At 49.7% G+C, this 20169-nt stretch carries 19 protein-coding genes; 17 read left to right on the top strand and 2 right to left on the bottom strand.

From position 1 onward, the window contains the following. Positions 1-5: 5 nt before the first annotated feature. Positions 6-653, top strand: a complete 648-nt coding sequence (locus tag SPSPH_RS20270) for a cyclodeaminase/cyclohydrolase family protein (protein ID WP_083945746.1) — start codon at positions 6-8, stop codon at positions 651-653. Between the two features lie 85 nt (positions 654-738). Here SPSPH_RS20270 and SPSPH_RS20265 read toward each other — a convergent pair whose 3' ends face one another. Beyond that, on the bottom strand, positions 739-2913 hold the full coding sequence (locus SPSPH_RS20265; protein WP_075758056.1) for a Tex family protein: 2175 nt from the start codon (positions 2911-2913) through the stop codon (positions 739-741). A gap of 231 nt (positions 2914-3144) precedes the next feature. Here SPSPH_RS20265 and SPSPH_RS20260 point away from each other — a divergent pair, with 231 nt between their 5' ends. After that, entirely contained in the window at positions 3145-4476 is a 1332-nt protein-coding gene (locus tag SPSPH_RS20260; RefSeq protein WP_075758057.1) for an MATE family efflux transporter, read from the top strand. A 29-nt stretch (positions 4477-4505) separates the two neighbouring features. Here the strand turns inward: SPSPH_RS20260 and SPSPH_RS20255 are convergent, their stop codons facing one another. Then, positions 4506-5552, bottom strand: coding sequence for an HD-GYP domain-containing protein (locus tag SPSPH_RS20255; RefSeq protein ID WP_075758058.1), 1047 nt, complete (start codon positions 5550-5552; stop codon positions 4506-4508). A 187-nt stretch (positions 5553-5739) separates the two neighbouring features. Here SPSPH_RS20255 and SPSPH_RS20250 point away from each other — a divergent pair, with 187 nt between their 5' ends. From SPSPH_RS20250 to SPSPH_RS20180, 15 genes are all read left to right on the top strand, one after another. Continuing rightward, complete coding sequence (locus SPSPH_RS20250) at positions 5740-8142, top strand: MASE3 domain-containing protein (RefSeq protein WP_075758059.1); 2403 nt, start codon at positions 5740-5742, stop codon at positions 8140-8142. Positions 8143-8202: 60 nt separating this feature from the next. Continuing rightward, positions 8203-8400, top strand: coding sequence for a hypothetical protein (locus tag SPSPH_RS20245; protein WP_075758060.1), 198 nt, complete (start codon positions 8203-8205; stop codon positions 8398-8400). Positions 8401-8424: 24 nt separating this feature from the next. Then, on the top strand, positions 8425-8733 hold the full coding sequence (locus SPSPH_RS20240) for a spore coat protein (protein ID WP_233139215.1): 309 nt from the start codon (positions 8425-8427) through the stop codon (positions 8731-8733). 167 nt (positions 8734-8900) lie between these two features. Then, positions 8901-9332 carry a Fur family transcriptional regulator gene (locus SPSPH_RS20235; RefSeq protein ID WP_075758062.1) on the top strand — a complete coding sequence of 144 codons (432 nt, stop codon included), beginning with the start codon at positions 8901-8903 and terminating at the stop codon, positions 9330-9332. Between the two features lie 86 nt (positions 9333-9418). Continuing rightward, positions 9419-10090 (top strand): deoxyribose-phosphate aldolase, encoded by a 672-nt coding sequence (gene deoC, locus SPSPH_RS20230; RefSeq protein ID WP_083945749.1) that lies wholly within the window; start codon positions 9419-9421, stop codon positions 10088-10090. 174 nt (positions 10091-10264) lie between these two features. Further along, the gene (locus SPSPH_RS20225; RefSeq protein ID WP_075758064.1) at positions 10265-11146 is read left to right on the top strand and encodes a peptidase MA family metallohydrolase; all 882 of its coding nucleotides are present in this window, start codon (positions 10265-10267) and stop codon (positions 11144-11146) included. A 91-nt stretch (positions 11147-11237) separates the two neighbouring features. Continuing rightward, positions 11238-12464 (top strand): hydrogenase small subunit, encoded by a 1227-nt coding sequence (locus tag SPSPH_RS20220; RefSeq protein ID WP_075758065.1) that lies wholly within the window; start codon positions 11238-11240, stop codon positions 12462-12464. A 15-nt stretch (positions 12465-12479) separates the two neighbouring features. Further along, positions 12480-13856 (top strand): nickel-dependent hydrogenase large subunit, encoded by a 1377-nt coding sequence (locus SPSPH_RS20215; RefSeq protein WP_075758066.1) that lies wholly within the window; start codon positions 12480-12482, stop codon positions 13854-13856. Positions 13857-13994: 138 nt separating this feature from the next. Beyond that, positions 13995-15338: a phosphomannomutase/phosphoglucomutase gene (locus SPSPH_RS20210; RefSeq protein WP_075758067.1), complete on the top strand. Its 1344-nt coding sequence runs from the start codon at positions 13995-13997 to the stop codon at positions 15336-15338. Between the two features lie 82 nt (positions 15339-15420). After that, positions 15421-16203 carry an MBL fold metallo-hydrolase gene (locus tag SPSPH_RS20205; RefSeq protein ID WP_075758068.1) on the top strand — a complete coding sequence of 261 codons (783 nt, stop codon included), beginning with the start codon at positions 15421-15423 and terminating at the stop codon, positions 16201-16203. 11 nt (positions 16204-16214) lie between these two features. Beyond that, complete coding sequence (locus tag SPSPH_RS20200) at positions 16215-17339, top strand: S1C family serine protease (protein ID WP_075758069.1); 1125 nt, start codon at positions 16215-16217, stop codon at positions 17337-17339. 1 nt (position 17340) lies between these two features. Continuing rightward, the gene (gene rlmH / locus SPSPH_RS20195) at positions 17341-17820 is read left to right on the top strand and encodes a 23S rRNA (pseudouridine(1915)-N(3))-methyltransferase RlmH (protein ID WP_075758070.1); all 480 of its coding nucleotides are present in this window, start codon (positions 17341-17343) and stop codon (positions 17818-17820) included. A 256-nt stretch (positions 17821-18076) separates the two neighbouring features. Continuing rightward, positions 18077-18961 carry a hypothetical protein gene (locus SPSPH_RS20190; RefSeq protein WP_075758071.1) on the top strand — a complete coding sequence of 295 codons (885 nt, stop codon included), beginning with the start codon at positions 18077-18079 and terminating at the stop codon, positions 18959-18961. Between the two features lie 163 nt (positions 18962-19124). After that, positions 19125-19886 (top strand): ParA family protein, encoded by a 762-nt coding sequence (locus SPSPH_RS20185; protein ID WP_075758072.1) that lies wholly within the window; start codon positions 19125-19127, stop codon positions 19884-19886. After that, complete coding sequence (locus tag SPSPH_RS20180; RefSeq protein WP_075758073.1) at positions 19873-20118, top strand: hypothetical protein; 246 nt, start codon at positions 19873-19875, stop codon at positions 20116-20118. Before SPSPH_RS20185 ends, SPSPH_RS20180 begins: the two co-directional genes overlap by 14 nt. Positions 20119-20169 lie beyond the last annotated feature (51 nt).

Here is a 20169-nt window from a genome sequence, read left to right as displayed (position 1 = left end):
GGGAAATGATGTTAAGCTCACTAAATATCAGCGACTTTGCCGGCAGGCTGGCTGCGGCAGAGGTACCGCCAGGCGGGGGAAGCGCGGCAGCTATCAGTGGTCTGATGGGGGCGTCGCTCCTGGAGCTGGCGGTAAATTATTCGCTAAAAAGTCCAGGACAGGTGGTGTGCAGTGAATTGCTGCTTGCCAAGCAGGCCGACTTGAGTAGACTGCATATTGAACTGACTATTTTGATTGACAGAGATGCCTTAGCACTACGGGGATTGCTGGCGGCAGCCGGTTTACCGGAGAATGGTGCCGAAAAGCAGCAGGCACGCCGGCTTGCCTTGCAGAAGGCGATAAAACTGGCCGCAGAGGTGCCGATTGAGACAGCCAGGTCTTGTTTGGAGGTTGTTGAGATTGCAAAAACCATTGTGACGAAAGTAGACAAGATGGTAGTGAGCGATTTGATGGCCGGCGTAGCCATGGCCTATGCCGGCATTGTCGGCAGCTTGCTCAGTACGGCCATTAATTTAAATGAGCTGGAGGATGAGCTTCTGGTTAATGCCCTCAAAGGCCAGATATATCTGTTGCAATCAACGGCCGATGAATTGAAGGCTGCCATTGAGGACAAGGTCTATGCCAGTGCTCCCTTTAGTGTTGTCAGGGGATAATTCTCCGGTCAATACAGGAAACCGATAGTGTTGTCAACAAAGCCCTGTATCCAGGTTGTAAGCCTGGATACAGGGCTTTGGGTGCTTATGCTTTGGGAACTTGTTTTAAACTAAGCGCAATACGTTGGCGGGCTTCATCCACATTAATTACCATTACATCAATGATATCGCCGACCGATATGACATCAATGGGGTGGCGGAAATGTTTGTGGCTGAGCTCGGAACGGTGAATAAGACCGTTGATTTTGATACCGATATCAACAAAGGCGCCGAAGTCGGTAACATTATGGACTGTGCCTTTGACAATGGTGCCTGGCGTGATGTCAGACAGCTTGACAATGTTTTTGCGGGTTTGCGGCGGGGGTACATCTTCTCTGGGGTCACGACCGGGCTTGGCTAATGCGGCCAGAATATCCCGCACGGTAGGCTCGCCGGCTCCGAGTTCGGCGGCCAGCTTGGCGGCATCGGCCGCCGGTGCTGTTTGCTGGAGGGCGGCCAGCTTATTTTTGTCAGACAAATCTTTTAGGGTAAAACCGAGTTTGCCTAAGAGGGCTTCCGCCAGTTCGTAGGATTCCGGGTGAACCGGCGTGTTGTCAAGCGGATTGGCAGCCTTGGCAATGCGTAAAAAGCCGGCACACTGGGTAAAAGCGGCTTTGCCCAGGCGGGCCACCTTTAAAAGCTCTTTGCGGCTTTTAAACTGGCCGTTTTCGGTGCGATAGGCAACAATGTTCTTGGCGACACCGGCATTAATGCCGGCAATATGGGTTAACAGCGCCGGGGATGCGGTGTTGAGTTCCACACCAACATGGTTAACGCAGGATTCCACGATATTGGCTAAAGTGCCGCCTAATTCCTTCTGATTTACGTCATGCTGGTATTGACCGACACCGATGGATTTGGGATCGATTTTCACCAATTCGGCCAGTGGGTCCTGAATCCGGCGGGCAATGGAAACGGCGCCGCGAATGGAGACGTCCAGATCAGGCAGTTCGTCTTTGGCCAGCTTGGAGGCCGAATACACGGAAGCGCCGGCTTCGTTGGCAATGATGTAATGAATGCTTAAATTATGGGTATTGATGAGGCTGGCAACAAATTCTTCGGTTTCGTAGGAAGCTGTGCCGTTGCCAATCGAAATCAGCGTTACGCCATGGGTTTTGACAGCCTCCAGGACTTTGGCGGCGGCTTCTTCGCGCTGGCGTTCACTCATGGTCAGGTAGATGGTATTGGTGGTGAGCACCGCCCCGGTAGGACTGACGACAGCCAGTTTGCAGCCGGTACGGTAACCTGGGTCCAGTCCCATAACGGTATGACCGGCCAGGGGCGCTTGCAGCAGCAGCTGGCGCAGGTTAAGACCAAACACCCTGATGGCCTGTTTTTCGGCATTTTCCGTTAAGAGGCTGCGGATTTCCCGTTCCAGTGCCGGAAACAGCAGCCGTTTATAGCCGTCGGCAATGGCGGCAAGCAGGATTGGGGTAAAAATAGAGCTGCCGGTAATCACCTTATTGGCAATTAACTTGATATTGCCTTCGTGGTTGGTAACCAGCTCAACTTTAAGCGTACCTTTGGTTTCACCGCGGTTAACAGCCAGAATCCGGTGGGACGGCATGCGCTTAACCGGTTCCTGATATTCTTTATACATGAGGAATTCCCTGGCTTCGGCTTCTGCCACGGCAAGCTGGCTGGCAATTTCCGCCTTTTGCCACAACTCTTTGCGGAGCATGGCACGGATGTCGGCCTGCTCGCTGACAGTTTCGGCCAGGATGTCCTGGGCACCGGCCAGCGCCAATTCAGCGGTGGTTATTTCGTGTTCGGCATTTAGGTATTGTTCGGCAAGCACCAGCGGGTCACCGTCAGTAAGTTCCTGGGCCAGGATGGTTTCCGCCAAGGGCTCCAGCCCTTTTTCCCGGGCGATTTGGGCCCGTGTCCGCTTTTTGGGGCGGTAAGGGAGATAGAGGTCTTCCAGCTCCTGCAGTTTGGTTGCTGCCTGAATGGCTTGTGCCAGTTCCGGCGTTAACTTGTCCTGGGACTCAATGCCGGCAAGGATCTCTTCCTGCCGTTTGATCAGATTGCGCAAGTATTGGGTGCGCTCTTCAATGGTACGGATATGTTCTTCGTTAAGTTCACCGGTGACTTCTTTGCGGTAACGGGCAATAAAGGGTACGGTATTGCCGTCATCCAACAAGGTCATTGTGGCCGATACCTGATGCGGCTTAACGGCCAGTTCGCGGGCAATAATAGCGGGGATTTCGGTAATAAGCATCTGTTCACCATCTTTATTAATATGTTTTAACTTCTATATTATATCAGTTTGTGCCGTCAGGACAATATAATTGCAGTGAATTGTTGCAGTAAAGGATTATTTTTCAAAGAGCAGAATGATATATAAGTGAAGCTTGCTTCGCTGCGCCCGCAATGACCGGTTCAGGGGATCGCCTTAATGGCCGGTGCGGGTGCTTCCATGCTTTAAATGGTTTGTCAGGGGGAGCCCAGCGTGTCTTTAGCTATAAAACAATACATGAACAGACAAATTATAAAACTTGCCTGGCCGGTAATCTTTGAAGGTGTGGTCATCGTGGCGGTTAATGTGCTGATTACTGCCATGGTCGGGCGGCTTGGAGCAGTACCGCTGGCAGCCGTCGGGCTGGCCGTCATGATGCAGTTTTCGGCGGCCATGATATTTGCGGCGGCAGGCACAGGTGCTGCCGCTATTGTGGCCCGCGAAACCGGGGCTTGCCACTGGCAGGAAGTCAGAAAGATTACCGGCCAGGCTATTTTACTGGGAAGCGGGTTGGGAATTGCGCTGGCGGTATTGGGGCTGGTAATGGCGAAGCCGATATTGGATTTGACGGCGGCTGATCCGGAAATCAACCGGCTGGCGACTGTTTTGGTCAAAATTTCGTTTGGTTTTACTCCTTTCTTTTTGCTGATGTCCATCGGCAACGCTATTTTGCGGGGGATGGGGCGGACCCGGATTGCTTTTTATATAACCATCTTCAGCAATACGCTGGCTCTCATTATTGCTTACACTCTGGTCTTTGGCTATGCTGGCATGCCGGCACTGGGACCATATGGCGCGGCCTGGGGTCTGGGGGTGTCGCAGCTGGCCGGTGGTTTGGCAGCCCTGGCTGTGCTCAGGCGCCGGGAAACGGTGGGGCTGGCTTTGCGGGATATATTGACAGTCGATAAAGCAGTCATTCAACGGATTGTGGCTATTAGTGTCCCGGCGGCGCTGGAACAACTGGCCATGCAGGGCGGCCGTATGGTATTCATGTTTATGCTGGCCGGAGTGGGGGCCGTGCAGTTTGCCGCCCACCAGATCGCAGTACAAATTGAGTCCATGTCGTTTATGCCCGGCTTCGGCTTTTCAATAGCCGCCATGACGCTTGTCGGACAATATTTAGGCAAGGGTATGCCGCACCGGGCCGAGCAGTTCGCCTGGCTGACCAATAAGATTGCTTTCTGGAGTATGGCGGTTATGGGGGTAATTATTTTTGTGTTTGCCCGGCCGTTGGCGGCACTGTTTATTGATGACCCGGCGGTTATTTACTGGGGCTCGCTTTGTGTAATGGTTGCCGTGCTGGAACAGCCGACAATCGCCCTTTGCTTTGTTCTGGGCGGGGCGCTCAGAGGGGCGGGTGATACGCGCTGGCCTATGTATGTGACAACCTTAGGCGTATGGCTGATCCGCCTGCCGCTGGTATATGTATTTATTATTGTCTGGGGCTATGATATTACGGCTGCCTGGTATATTACGGCAGGCGATTTTCTCATCCGCAGCGCCATTTTATGGCGGCGGTTTGGTTCAAGAAAGTGGATGAAATAGTAAACGTCACGCGTATGCGTGACGTTTTTTTAATCTGCGATTACGTCGACAATCGTTATTTGGGGTTTCATCGCTAAATCAATCATTTGACCGGTGATCATATTGTAGCCGCGGGGCCCGCGCTCGGCAATCTGCACGGTGGGAGTAGCGGCAAACCGGGCTTTGTTTTTTATTACATAGGCCATTTGATTGGTACTGAGTTTGACCAGCGTACCTACCGGATAAAGCGGCGTAGTATGGAAGAAGGCTCTTAACAGGTACATATCAAATAAGGTATTGCCATTGGCCAGCATGGAATCGATAATCTTGCCGCGCGGCTGGCCGGTTTTAGCAGCCATATTCATGTTATTGTCAAAGTGATTGGCGATGGTCACTATGCGTGACAAAGGATGAATTTCTTTTCCGGCCAGTCCGAGCGGATACCCCTGGCCGTCGTATTGCTCGTGATGTTCGGCGGCAATACGGGCTACAATGGTTCCGAGCTTATTTTTCACCAACAGCTGTTGCCCGTACATAGGATGCAACCGCCCCGGATCGGAGGCAATCGATCCCTCAATGGTCGGCATAACTGTTTTGCCTAAATCATGAAAAAGCGCTCCCATGGCCAGGTCCATCAGTACCGGACGCGGCAGTTTAATATACAGGCCGGTGGAGATGGCCATCAGGCAGACATTTATGGCATGAGCAATTTCATCTTCGGTGGGCTGGCGTACCTGGACATTCACAATTTGTCCCAGGTTTTTTTCGGTATTGTCAATTACCTGGCCGACGGTTTGCTGAATTTGTTTTAGGTAAATTGTCCGCAGGCCGGAATTGAGAATATCCTGGCTTTTTTTGTTAAATAATGACCGAAAGCATAACGTAAGCTCTTCTCTGACCTCCGGAGCAATTACGGAATGCTTTTTTAGCTCAACTGCATATGGATCATAAATAGGGATACTGGTTATACCGAGCTGAGTCAGCCGGGTAATGTAGTATTCCGTAAGGGCAATGCCCTGTTCCAGAAGCAGATTGCCATTGTCATCAATAATATCGCGTGCCAGTACCATGCCGGCTTTTACTTCGCTGATAAGCATAAGGCAACCCTCCTTGTCCTGCTTACCATTATTATACATAAACCGCGCCAGAAAGGAAATATGCAATATTCCTAGTTATGTGGGACTTTAGGCTGATATCCGGCACAAAGCACATCTGCTTTTGGCGAGGCATATTATGTTAGTAAGAGTAACGGAAATGTTGCTTGGTCTGAAGGGGGGAATAAAGGTGTCTTTGTTGATAAAAACCCTGAAAGCTAATGTACGCTTAGCGGCGCTTGCCACAGTGCTGTTTGGTATAGTGGGGCTGATTTCCTGGATGCCTGAACATTTCTATGTCATCTATCCGGAAAATTTGTACCTTAGCATCCACACAGTAGCTGAAATCATTTGTCTGGTTATTGCTTTAAGCGTATTTATTGTGGTGTGGTATGGCTGGCCGCAAACCAACAATAGTCGTGATCTGGTTATTGCCATGGTTTTCCTGGCAGTAGGCATTTTTGATTTTGCTCATTTGCTGTCATACAAAGGCATGCCTGATTTCATAACAGCAAATAGTGAAAATAAAGCCTCTATTTTCTGGATTATCAGCCGGCTGCTGGTCAGCGGCGGGCTGTTGGCGGCAGTTTATATTCCCCGGCGCAGTATCAGTGCGGTGTTTCACCGGCTGTACCTTCTGACAATCACAATTTCAGCAGCGGTATCACTTGTCGGAATGGTTATATTGTTTGAGCGTTCTTTGGTCCCGATGTTTATTGCCGGACACGGGCAAACGGTGGAGAAGATTACCCTTGAATATATCGCTATGGGCTTCAATCTGCTGGCCATATACCTGTATGGCTGCCGCAATCCGTCACAGCAGTCGGTATTTTTGCTGCGTGTCAGTCTGGTATTCAGTTTGGCGGCCGGGATGTCGTTCACCTTGTATGCCCATACGTATGACAGTTTTCATTTTCTTGGTCATATCTACAAAATTATGGCATATTACTGCGTGTTACGGTCGCTGCTGCAAACCTCCATTTTACGCCCCTATATGCGTATCTCACGTCTTAATCAGGCACTCAAGCATATGGCTGAAAAAAGAATGAGCTTGTATAAAGAGACCCGGGACTCGGACCGCATTCTGCGGCAGGCATTTATTCAGCTTGGTGCCACGTTGGCCTCCAAGCATGATCTGGCAGCCATGCTGCAGCAGGTAGTCACCGCTACTGGAACCGTGTTTCAATGCGAGCATGTTTTTTTGTCTCTGGTTGAGGGTAAAACGCTGAAAATAGTGGCATATCTCAGCAGTTTTAAGCCGCCGGAGAGACTTCAGCCTGAGAAAAGCTTTATGGGGAAGGTCTTTTTTGATAAAAGGTCGATAGTAATTGACAATGTTGAGAATCATTCGGATGTAATTCAGGACACCTTGTGTCAGGCACAGCTGAAGTCAATGGTTGGCGCACCGATCAGGCATAACGGTGATGTTATCGGCGTGCTGGTATTATTCTCCCGGAAGGAACGTGCCTTTACCCAGCATGATGCTCAATTTTTAAGCGTGTTTTCCCACCATGCCGGCGAAGCCATTAAAAATGCCAGGGCCTATGAGACAACAGTGGAAAGCTTTACCCAGCTTACGCTGCTCTATGATGTTGTCAAAGATTTGGCTGTGCAGAAGTCGCCGGGTGCCATCCTGACAAGGGTAGCCGAAAAACTCTACTCTTTGTTTGCCGCCGATGGAACGGTAGCTTTCATCATGCATCACCGGGATGACGGTATTCACACCGAACCGGTATTTACCACCGGGTTTGAACAAAAAGAAATCGATCACCTGCAACGGGTATTTTCTGACGGGAAAATGACCTGGCCCTGGAGCGGTCTCAGCAGTATGGACGAAAGTACGGCATATGACAGTGAGCGGAGTCTGATTACCATGTCGGTACTTATGTCGCGCCGGCTTAATATTTTGCCGCTGTTAGCCAACGGCAAACTGCAAGGGCTGATTGTGCTTGGCTGGAATGATACTACTAAGGAAATTCCCCAGGGAAAAGAACTTATGCTTAGTACCATTGCCAGCCAGACCGCTATTGGCCTGGAAAGAGCTTACCTGTACGACCATTTTCAGGCCATGGCACTTACCGATCCGCTCACCCGCCTGGCCAATCGCCGTCAGTTTGAGATGGCGTTAGGCCGTGAGATTAGCCGTACACTGAATTATAACCGCCCGCTCAGTTTGATCATGCTGGATATCGATTTTTTCAAAAAGGTCAATGACACCTGGGGGCATCTGGCCGGCGATGTTATCCTGCAGAAAATGGGCGCGATGATTAAAGAGCATTTTCGCACAACCGATATAAGTGCGCGCTATGGCGGTGAAGAGTTTGCGATAGTTTTACCGGAAACCGGTTTGGCGGAAGCCCGCAGACTGGCAGAGAATTTCCGTCAATTCATTGAAACCGCCAAATTTGAAGTGGACGATACCATAATTACCATTACCATAAGTTTAGGTGTAGCTACTTTTGAAATTTGCACAGGCTGGGAAGATCCGAAAACTAAGATTATTGATGCCGCTGACCAGTCGCTGTACCGGGCAAAACAGCAGGGACGCAATCGCGTTGAATGTCATATATCACCAAATTGTCCATATATATAGAATAGTTCTGCCAGGACTTACGCATGCTAAGCCTATAAACCGCAAAGGAGGGGATTATAGGTGTTAACAGCAAAAGAATTGATGCAGCTGGAAGATTTCCTGGGCATGGAACAAAATTGTGCCAAAACCATGAGTTACTTTGGTGCCAATATCCAGGATGCTCAGACTAAACAGCTTTTTCAGCAGATTGCGCAAAAAAGTCAACAGCACTTTCAGACTATGACGAAACATTTGAATGCCGGACAAAATTTACAATAATTGAGGTGAATAACTGTGGCACAGATGGGACAACAATCCAATCAAAGTATGCAGGCCGGCATGAACGGTCAAGGAGCCACCATATCTGAGCGTGAACTTCTGCAGCTGGCGCTGTCAGATGCCAAATATACAGCTGCTGCTATCAATACATTTGCCTTGGAGTGTGTCAGTGAAACACTCCGCCGTGATTATTTGACCATCCTTGGTGAAGTGCATAGTCAGGAAAAGCAAATTTTTGATCTCATGCAGCAAAAGGGGTACTATACCGTCCAAAATGCTAATCCGCAAGATATCGCGCAAGCTAAATCCAAGTTTAGCAGCCAGGCGCAGTAATATAAGGCACATGCCCCGCGTTTAACGCGGGGCTTTTTATGTCCTGTTTCCCCAATTACTTCGGTATAAAAAGCCCTTGACAGTATATGAAATCAGAGTTAGAATTAACTAAGAATTACTCGATAACTATTTTCCAGTGGTAATTTGTAGTAAAGTAGGGGATAAGAATGGACATTTGTGTTACCACACTGTTAAGAGACAAGGGATTCAAGGTTACGCCGCAGCGGCTGGCTATTTATAGTGCTTTGGCCGCTACTAAGGCACATCCAAGCGCCGAAATGATTTACAATGAGCTGCAACCGGTTTATCCGACTATGAGTTTGGCAACCGTGTACAAGACCATTGAAATCTTGAAGGAATTGAATTTGGTGCAAGTACTTAATGTCGGTGAAGATAGTTTCCGCTATGATGCCGACACCACTAATCATCCGCATATCCGCTGCATGGGCTGCGGACGGGTTGATGATTTGTACGGAGTGGATTCTTCCGAGTTTATCAAACAGGTTTCGTCTCAGACCGACTATACTCTTCAGGGCCAGCAATTCTATTTTTATGGTATGTGCCCTCGATGTCAGAAGCAAACTGCGGCGGTCAGCTAAGGAGTAAACAACACCTATAAAGCACGAAGAGATTGGCGTATGACGGCAGTCTCTTCGTTATTCCATGTTAAGGGCAGGTTAGAATTATGAATCTGGCAAAGTATATCGATCATACGCTGCTCAAACCGGCAGCCACGGTGGAAGAAATTATCCGGCTGTGCGAAGAAGCTGCGCAGCATAAGTTTGCTGCTGTCTGTGTCAATCCGATCTATGTTGACCTGGCAGCCCATCATCTGGCCGGAACCGGCGTGAAAACAGCGACAGTTATTGGCTTCCCCTTAGGGGCTACTCTTTCCGCCGTTAAAGCGGCTGAGGCCAAAGAGGCGGTACTGCGAAAAGCCGATGAACTGGATATGGTCATACATATCGGGGCCGTCAAAGCCGGACTGTGGGAAGCTGTTAAAGCCGATATTGAGCAGGTTGTGGCGGCGGCTGACGGCGCTATTGTCAAAGTCATTATTGAGACAGGATTGTTAACCGATGAGGAAAAACGCCAAGCTTGTCAGGCTGTCATTGATGGCGGAGCCCATTTTGTTAAAACCTCTACAGGCTTTGGCCCCGGCGGGGCAACCGAGGAAGACATCCGCTTGCTCAAAGAAGTGGCTCGCGACAAGATCGGGATAAAAGCATCAGGCGGTATTCGCACCCGCGAACAGGCGCTGGCACTTGTTGCTGCCGGAGCAACCCGTTTAGGAACAAGCGCCGGTATTGTCATTGCCGGCACAGATAAGCCGGCGGTCGACGGTTCAAAAGGGTAAGCTGCAGAATTGGATTGCTGCCCGGTGTTTTGAAATCGCGGAGGAGCATGAATCATTGCGAAACACTGTGGTTGGCAATCTTATTTTTTATTTAGTTTACATAAAATACATGTAGAAGTAAACTAGAATTCATGATATACTGTCCTTTACTTGCTCGAAAGGAGGGCAGCTATCATGCGTAATCTGGTTGAAATGATCCCAGGCGGCGTGCCGGTGGTAGTTGGTCTGATGTTAGCCAGTCTGCTGCTAAGCAGCATGGTGCCTATTCGGCCGCAAATGTGGCTGTACCCACTTGTACGGCAGGCGGTTGTAATGAAAATTGATTATCAGACTAAAAACATGCTGGCACAGGAAACGCCGCATTTTATTATTCGATACACACCAAGTGATGCCGATATGGTTGCTATGGTGGCAGAAGCGGCTGAGGCTGCTTATGAGCCGGTAACTTCGGCGCTGCATTATGCGCCCGGCAAAAAAACACTGATTCTGATGCACCCTGACCGTCAAGCGATGAAACAGGCGTACGGCTGGTCCGGAGATGCCAGTGCTATGGGCTTTTACTGGGGCGGCGTTATTCAGATTCTGTCGCCCAAGGCGTGGATGAAAAACCCGTCGCTTAACGAGTTTATTGCTACCGGTCCGTTGGCCCATGAATACACCCACTTGGTGCTTGACCATATGGCCAGAGGCAACTATAGCCGCTGGTTTACCGAAGGACTGGCACAGTATGTGGAATACCGGGTTAACGGTTATGAATGGGTGACGGCAGATAACCGGTTAACAGGCAAGCTCTACACGATGGACGAGCTTGACGGGGATTTTGATAATCTGGATAATCAAGCGCTGGCTTACCGTCAGTCGTTGGCTGCTGTCCGTTATATTGCCGAAGTGCATGGAGAGGCCAAGCTGACTCAGGTGCTGACCTATCTTACCAAGGGTGAAAAGATCAATAAGGCGATTGAAAAATCGCTGGGTATGGATTATGGCAGCTATGAGACGATGGTTAACCTATGGGCACAAGGCAATATGAAACAATACAGCAAAATCGCAAAATAAGGGATGTGCCGGCTATACTGGCATATCCCTTTACATATATATACCAGACTTGGGAAAATTAACAGAGATATTGCCGATAAGGGGGGAGCCTATGCTTACCCGGCGGGAGTTTCTTAAACTCTGTACTTCTGCGGTTTTAACAACTGGTTTGAGTCAGCAATTACTGCCTGTCATGTGTCAGGCCTTTGCGGAAAACAAGACGGTAAAGCCGCCGGTAATCTGGCTGGAACTGGGGTCTTGTACCGGTAATTCCGTCTCCCTGGATAATGCCGTTAATCCCAGTTTGGATCAGCTGCTTACCCAGATGATTGATATGCGCTATAATTGGCTGCTCAATGTGGCGCAGGGGGCTGAGGCCGTACAGGCACTCACCGATACTGTGGCAAATGAAGCCGGTAAGTTCTGGCTGGTCATTGAAGGCTCGGTGATGACCGGGGACAATGGCCGGTATAATCATGTTTTTATGCGTGACAATCAGATGGTGACCGGCATGGCAGCCCTGCAGGAATTTGCCCCGAAAGCCAAATATATCATTGCCGTTGGCACCTGTGCCTGCTTTGGCGGCCCCGGAGCCGCCTATCCCAATCCGGGAGGAGGCAAGGGGGTGTGGGAGGTAATCAAACAACCGGTTATCAATATACCCGGCTGCCCGATTAACCCCGATTGGGTGACAGGTACTTTCAGCCATCTGATGCTGTATGGATTGCCTGAGCTTGATAGCTATAACAGGCCGAAGCTGTTTTTTGGCCAGACCATTCATGATTTATGCCAACGGCGCCAACAGTTTGAAGATGGAATTTTTGCGTCATTTCCCGGCGAAAGCGGCTGCCTTTACAAGGTTGGCTGCAAAGGGCCGGTCACGTATGCAGACTGCCCCAAACGGCAGTGGAATCATTATGTAAATTGGCCGGTCAGAGCCGGCGCACCCTGCATCGGCTGCGTCAATCCGGGATTTCCTGACAGCAGTATGCCGTTTTACCAGCATCTGCCCAATATCCAGACCCCGCTGGGGGCGCTTGATGTTAAAAAGTTTGGCGCCGCGGCTGCCGGACTGGGGGTTGCTGCAGTAGGTGCCTATCTGGCGACCGGCGTTGCCGCCAAGCGGGTCGGCAGACATTGGCAGCAGGGCACCAAACCCAAAGAAACTGAACCGCCTGAAAATTTAGAGCAGCTTAAACAGGAGCTTGATGATCTCATTCGCCAACAAAATAAACTCATTGATGCGAGTCAAAGCTTGGGGCAAAACAAGGGCAGAAAAAAACTGCGCAGAACTTTTCGGCAGAAAGTGGCTGATTTTTTCCGTCCGGGACCAAAATAGAGGAGGTAGAGCGGCATGGCTGTACAGACCGTTTTTCCGGTAACACGTATTCACGAACCGCTGCGGATGGACGTGGAAGTAGAGAATGGTAAAATTGTGGATGCCTGGCTGGGAGCGCAACTGTTCCGAGGGATGGAATGTATGCTGACAGGCCGTGACCCACGGGATGCGGCCCTGTTTACCCAGCGTATCTGCGGCATTTGCTCAGCCGCTCATGCTGTTGCTGCCGGCATGGCTCAGCAGCAGGCCTTTGGCGTTACGCCTACCCCTACCGGGCAGCATATAACCAATTTAATTTTTGCTGCCGACATTATTCAGAACCATCTCCGGCATTTTTATGTTTTGGCATTATTTGATTATGTAAAAGGGCCGGATATGCCGCCATACATACCCCGGCCGCAGGCCGATTTTCGTCTGCCGCCCAAAATAAATGCCGAACTTTTGCAGCATGCGAGGGAAAGTGCAATAAAGGCGATGCAGGCGCATGAGGCCATGGCTGTATTTGGAGCCAAGGCGCCGATGCAGCAAACCATTATCGCCAGTGGGGTTACCGAGCAGGCCACGGCGGAGCGGCTGATGATCTACCGCAGCATTTTGCAGGAACTGACCGAATGGGTGGAAAACGTTTTTATTCATGATGTTATGGTTCTTGCCGATTACTATCCGGATTACTATGCCATCGGGGGAGGGTATGGTAATTTTATGTCTTTTGGCATGTTTCCCGCACCGGTAACCGGTGACAGAGCGTTTGCCCCCGGACTGATAGTAAATCAGGGGCAGGTTGAGCCGCTGAATGTCAGTCATATTGGGGAGGAAATCCGCTACAGCTGGTATAAAGACGAGCAGGAACGGCGAACTCTGCCGGCAGGCCGCACCATTCCTGACCGGGATAAACCGGAGGCTTATTCCTGGGTAAAGGCGCCGCGCTATCAAGAGCTCCCGGTGGAGGGCGGGCCATTGGCCAGAGCTTTTATCAGCGGCGAGTACCGGCGGGGAGTGTCGGTGATGGACCGCCTGGTGGCCAGGGCCCAAGAGACGCTTAAGATATGCCGCCTGGCACAGGAATGGCTTAACGAAATTGTGCCTAATACTCCCAGTTGTCTGCCATTTACGCCACCGGACAGCGGGGTGGGAGCAGGCTTGACAGATGCTATGCGGGGGGTACTGGGGCACTGGATGGAATACCGGCATAACAAGGTGACCCACTATCAGATCATAACGCCGACAACCTGGAACTTCTCGCCCCGCGACAATCGCGGTGCCCGCGGTCCGGTAGAGCAGGCGCTTATTGGCACACCTGTGGCCGACGGCGCCAACCTCGTGGAAGCCGGACGAATTATCCGTTCCTTTGACCCTTGCTTTACCTGTGCGGTGCACATGCTGGAGCGTTAGAATTGTCGGCTATAATGTCAGGTATCCGGACCTTGTGAGCAGTTGAAGCAAGCCGGAGTGCGTGATACAATAGAATAGGTAAAAGCATGCTGAACTTGGCTTTATGCCAAGTTTTTTACATCTGGAAAGGGGACAAGTATGAATATATTTCAAGCTTGTGATATACGCGGGGTTGCCGGCAGAGAGTTAAGTGATGTGATGGCCAGGCGCATTGCCTTGGCTGTTGGTGTCAGGCTTACAGGGCAAAAGATTGTGGTAGGGGGCGATATCCGGCTGTCGACTCCCCGGCTGCAGCGCATTATGATTGACGGGCTGACTGAATCCGGTTGCCAGGTGGTTGACATTGGGACAGTGGCGACCCCGGTATTTTACTATGCGCTTAAGGCAACCGGTGCAACCGGCGGTGTTATGGTAACCGCCTCGCACAACCCATCCCAGTATAATGGCTTTAAGTTAGTCCTTGGGCCTCAGCCTGTCAGCGAAGAAGATGTGGCGCAAATAGGCCGTATGGTGGCAGGAAACGTTCGGACGCAGGGGAATGGTCAGGTAGTACAGCATCCGGTTATTGCCGATTACCTTGCGTACACGGCAAGCAAAGCCCGACCGGGAAGGCTAAAAGTGGTCCTTGATGCCGGCAACGGGGCAACGGCCACCATTGCTCCTAAGCTGTTTGAACGGCTGGGATATGAGGTAATTGCCATCAACTGCATCCCTGACGGGCGCTTCCCCAACCATCCGCCCAATCCGGCACTGGCCGAAAACCTGCTGGCACTCGGTGAAGCTGTGCGTACACATGGCGCAGCGCTAGGGATAGGCTTCGACGGTGATGGTGACCGGGTAGGATTTGTTGACGAAAATGGCCGTCCCCTGGACAATGACGATATTATGGTGCTTATAGCCCGGCATTACCTTGCCGGTGAGAAAGGTGCTATTATCTATGATGCGAAATGCTCCATGGTAGTGCCGGAAGAGGTGGTTAAAGCCGGCGGGCGGCCTGTTATGGCCCGTGCCGGGCATACCTTCAGCAAAACGGCTTTTCTGCGGGAAAATGCCCTGTTTGCCGGAGAAATCAGCGGTCACTTCTTTTTCCGCGAGTTAGGCTATGATGACGGTATGTTTTCCGGATTAAAAGTCTGCCAGCTGGTAGCCGACCAAGGCAGTCTGGCCGTGCTGGTGGACAGCATACCCAACTATCTTTTAACTCCCGATATCCGGGTTCCGTATCACAAGCCGGATAAAGCGGCGGTGCTGGCACAAGTGGCCGGTAAGCTTGCCGCCTACAAGCCTAATCTGATTGACGGTGTCCGGATTGAGTTTGACGACGGCTGGGGTATGATTCGCGCTTCCGTAACCGAGCCATTGTTTACTCTGCGGTTTGAGGCCAAAACGGCTGACAGGCTGCAAGCCATTACGGCTACACTCCTGGAGGCGATGCCAACCGATGTCAGGGAAGCCGTTATCGCCAAACTGCCGCAGGTGTGAGTTGACAAAAAAAAGGATTTGCAGACAGGAAGAGCGAAATAAATACCTGTTTTGGAATAAAGCTGCACAGTAAGGGGTAATTATGCAAATTCACGTTTTAGCCAGCGGTAGTACCGGAAATGCTACGTACATTGAAATGGAAAATACTAAATTGCTGGTGGATGCCGGCATTAGTGCCAGGCGCATTAAACAGTCACTTGACAAAATTGGCACTAAGATAGAAGACATCGATGGGGTGCTGATAACGCATGAACATCGCGACCATGTCAATGGTTTAACAACATTACTTAAAAAATATAACCTGCCAACCTATACCCAGCCTGATACCTGGCAAGCGATGTATTGCAGGAACGCATTGCCGGAGACATGCTGTAAATTACTGTCTGACAGTTTTACTATCGGCAAGGTAAAAATAGAACCCTTCAGCATCTCCCACGATGCGGCAGATCCGGTAGGTTTTCGCCTATACGCCGGCAGCAGCAAAGTCTGTGTTGCCACAGACCTTGGTTTCGTTACCCCTACAGTGAAAGCAGCACTGGCTTTGTCTGACGCTGTGGTCTTAGAAGCCAACCATGATGTCGATATGCTGAAAAATGGCAGTTATCCCTGGTATTTAAAAAAGCGTATTATGAGTAATCGCGGTCACTTGGCTAATACCGACGCCGGCTGGACTCTGGCGCGACTTGACCGTAAAGCGCATACCCATGTTTTCCTGGCCCATCTAAGTCAGGAAAACAATAGCCTGGAGCTGGCGGAAAAAACGGTAGCCGATATTTTAACAACACAGGGCTGCAAACTTGGTCAGGATATCACTCTCCATCGTACCTACCCTGAACAGATTTCAGGACTTAGCGAACACAAATAGGAGGCGATTGCATGAACTGGTATAAAAGGTTGACTCCCTATATTGCAGTATCATTAATAAGTATGATTATTGGCGCCACCCTGATGGTGGGTTGTGCCGGTGGCATTAGCGGCAATAAAGCGCAAAAACCCAATACGGCTGAGTCGCCGTTTACGGCTCTCCAGCCGCCTACGGCTCAGGCGCAAGTATCAGAAGCGCGCAATACTCCCATTGTGCGGGCGGCGCAAACGGTTGGTCCGGCGGTTGTTGGCATTACCAACAAAGGTATTGCCCGTGATTTTTTCAGCAACCGCAAGGTCATGGTGGAACAGGGCAGTGGTTCCGGCGTTATCTTTGATGCCCAGGGCTATATCGCCACCAACTATCACGTGGTAGCCAATGCCCAGGAAATCTCGGTTTCTTTGGCTGACGGACGCACCATGGACGGGAAAGTTATCGGTGTGGATGCTGCCACCGATTTGGCAGTCGTTAAGGTAGATGCCCAGAATCTGCCGGTTGCCATCCTGGGAGACTCTGATGCGCTGATGGTAGGTGAACCGGCTATTGCCATCGGCAACCCACTGGGGCTGGAATTCAAAGGCAGCGTAACTGCCGGTGTTATCAGTGCGCTCAACCGTTCCCTTGATATCGGCGAGCGCCGTTTCAAGCTTATTCAGACCGATGCGGCCATCAACCCCGGCAATTCAGGTGGTGCCCTTGTTAATGCCGACGGTGTGGTCATCGGTATCAACAGCGCCAAAATTGCCCTCTCCGGCGTGGAAGGCATTGGTTTTGCTATTCCTATCAACAGTGCCCGGCCGATTCTCCAGTCCTTAATCGACAAAGGGCGGGTCATCAGAGCCTATCTCGGCGTAGGTGCGTTGGACCCCACTACTGCTGCCAAATATGGCTATGAGCTTAAACTGGAAAAGGGCGTATATATTGTTAAAGTATCCCTAAACGGTCCGGCCGCTAAAGCCGGTATCCGCGAAAAAGATATCATTCTTAAAGTTGCCGGCGCCGAAACCAACAGTGTCGCCGAACTGCGGGCCATTCTCGATACCCACCAGGTAGGCAGCAGTGTTGAAGTTGTTATCTTACGCAATGACAAGAAACAAACCATTAATGTTCTATTGGAAGAGATGTCTGAACAATAAGATGAAGATTACTATTATTGCGGTAGGTAAAATTAAAGAAAAGTATCTAACTGCCGGTATCCAGGAATTTGTCAAGCGCCTGACGCCGTACTGCAAGCTTGATATTGTCGAACTTGCCGAAGAACGCATGCCTGATAATCCCTCAGCGGCCGAAAAAACACAAGCGCTCACCCGTGAGGGTGAGCGCATTTTAAAAGCTGTTAAGCCAAGCAGCTATCTGCTTGTTCTGGATGTGGCCGGACAGGCCATCTCCTCAGAACAGCTGGCAGCGAAGTTTGATAGTCTGGCCCTGAGCGGACAAAGCGATCTTACCTTTGTAATCGGCGGCGCCTTTGGCCTGTCAGCAGAGGTTTTAGCAGCAGCCAAAGAGCGGCTGTCATTTTCTAAAATGACCTTTACCCACCAGATGATACGTCTGCTGTTGGTGGAACAGGTGTACCGGGCGTTTAAGATTTCTAGGGGGGAACCGTACCATTGGTAACGGTGCTGGTTTTTGCCCTCAAGTCCTGTTTTTGCAGGGCTTGAGGGCTTTTTTTTGTGCGTTTTTAGTGAAAAAGATGAACTGCCCTGATTGCCCTCGAAATTGATTCAGTAAGCGGTTACCTTTTTGGAGAGAAAATAGCACGGTGAAATGGTGCAGGGCTTGAAAATCGGAAGGGATTTATACGTTTTGAGGGAAACATATGGTTTAGAGGACATTACCGACTTATCTTAATATGAACGAGGAGTTAAAAATAATGGCTAACAGAACCTTGGAGGAAGTTTCTAAATATGTTGAATGGCAAAGTCAAAATAAATGTAAGGTTGTGAGTGCAAAACCGGAGCATGAATTTAACGATTTAGGCGTAGAAGTACGAGTTTGGAATGTTAAAACTGATACAGAAGGAGCTTGGTGGGTCGTCGAAGGAGACTCTGTTCCAATGAATTTATACCCTCAAGAAGCCTATTATTTTTCTGCTGATGAGGTTTACTCTTTTCATATGGGATTAATGGATAGGATGAATGCTTCTTCTGAATACAAACCGGAGGAATTTATAGAGGCAATAACTTTAGGCTGTGATATTGCTCCGCAATTATTTAGGAAACTCAAGATTATTGCCTCATCAATAGATACTGCAGTAGAAATTGAAGATTTTCAAGCAATTGGGGTGCAGTGTAGAGAAATACTAATTGAGTTAGGAAATTCCGTCTATTTTGAAGAAATGGCAAGTGATAAAGAGCAGCCGCAAGCATCAAACTTTAAGAAAAAGGCAGAGCTGTTTCTTCAATTCTGCTTGGATGGATCAGATAATGGAGACTATAGAAGTATCATAAAGAAAGTTACGGAAGCTACCTGGGATTATGCATGTAAAATCACCCATTCGAGCAATTCAACATTCTATGAAGCATCAACATGTGTTACTCTTTGTACATCGTTAGTAGGTATCTACGAAAACATAAGACAGAAAGTTTCCGACCCAATTGCTCAGTGTAAGTGTAGGGTCTGTAAAAGCAAAAAACTGAAGATTATTAATGATGACTTGGGTGAAGATGGGTATGTGAAAAAATTAATTTTAAAATGTGAAGAATGTGGAGAGAATACAGAGATTGTTTTTGAAGAGGTAGTTCCTCCTTTAGAATGATTTGAGTAGTACAGTTTGACTTTTTTAATGAGAATTTTGACGTTGCTTTTCTTTTTTCAATCATAGAGCTTTTTTTAGTTTTCCTTCAAAACAAAAAAATAAGTAGACGTAGCCGTAGGCTCTACGGCTACGTCTACATTTTTGTATTTTTGGAGGAAGTTCTATGAAAATAATCAGCATTGCCAACCGTAAGGGCGGCGTAGGAAAGACAGTAATTTCGGCCAATTTGGCTTATGAACTGTCGAAGATGGGATACCTGGTTCTAATGGTAGACCTGGACTCTCAATGCGACCTCAGCAAAATCTATCTGCAGGGAGACTACGAAGGCGGCAACATCTTCCACCTGCTTCGCCAGCAATGCAGCTTGGATAACGCTTGCTTAGAGGTCGGCGAGAACCTGTACCTCATTCCGGGCAGCAGGGATATTGTGCATTTCGACTTTCGCGGCAGCGAGGGAATCCTGCTGCATTATCTCAGAAATGAACGATTGGAAGAAGTCGATATTGTCATCATTGACCATCCGCCAGCATTAAGCGAATCCGCATTGGCAGGCTTTGTAGCCAGTGATGAGGTGGTGATTGTCAGCGATGCGGAGACATTCAGCGTAGCCAACCTGGGGCAGCTACTGGACGATTTGGCGCATATCCAGAAGGTCATGAACCGGGATTTGCATATTCTCGGCATTCTGGTCAACAAGATTGACCGCCGCCGCAAGCTGACTAAGGTGATGGTCGAAGAAGTTTACAACAGCTTTGGTAACTCGGTATTCCGCGCATCTGTTGGCTACGATTCGGCCATTCCGACTGCAATACGCAAAGGAATGCCTGTGCGGAAGCTGACATGGCATAGCCGCGCCCTCGGCCAGATTCGGCATCTGACGAAAGAAGTCATTGAAAGGCTGGGGATAGCAAATGGGAATGGATAAGCTGTGGGAGAGTAAGCAGAAGCTGGACCAAATCAATCATCCTCATATAATGGCAGCGGAGGAGACTGCTCTTGGCGGCAGTTTCGAAGACCGCCACAAGCGGATAACGATATACCTGGAGCGGGAAGTGTACGACCGGCTACAGAGCCTGCGCGTTCGTGGCTATAGCCAAACAAGAATTGTCAATGCTGCTTTGAAGCTATTCTGGGAGGAGCTTGGCAAGGAGGCGTGAGTAAATAGAATACGCTGACTTTTTCGGCTGTAGCTACTGACAAAGAAATTT

This window comes from Sporomusa sphaeroides DSM 2875, assembly GCF_001941975.2.
Classification (GTDB): Bacteria; Bacillota; Negativicutes; order Sporomusales; family Sporomusaceae; genus Sporomusa; species Sporomusa sphaeroides.
The sequence above is the reverse complement of the archived record's forward strand: the minus strand, read 5'-3'. Positions and strand labels throughout refer to the sequence as shown.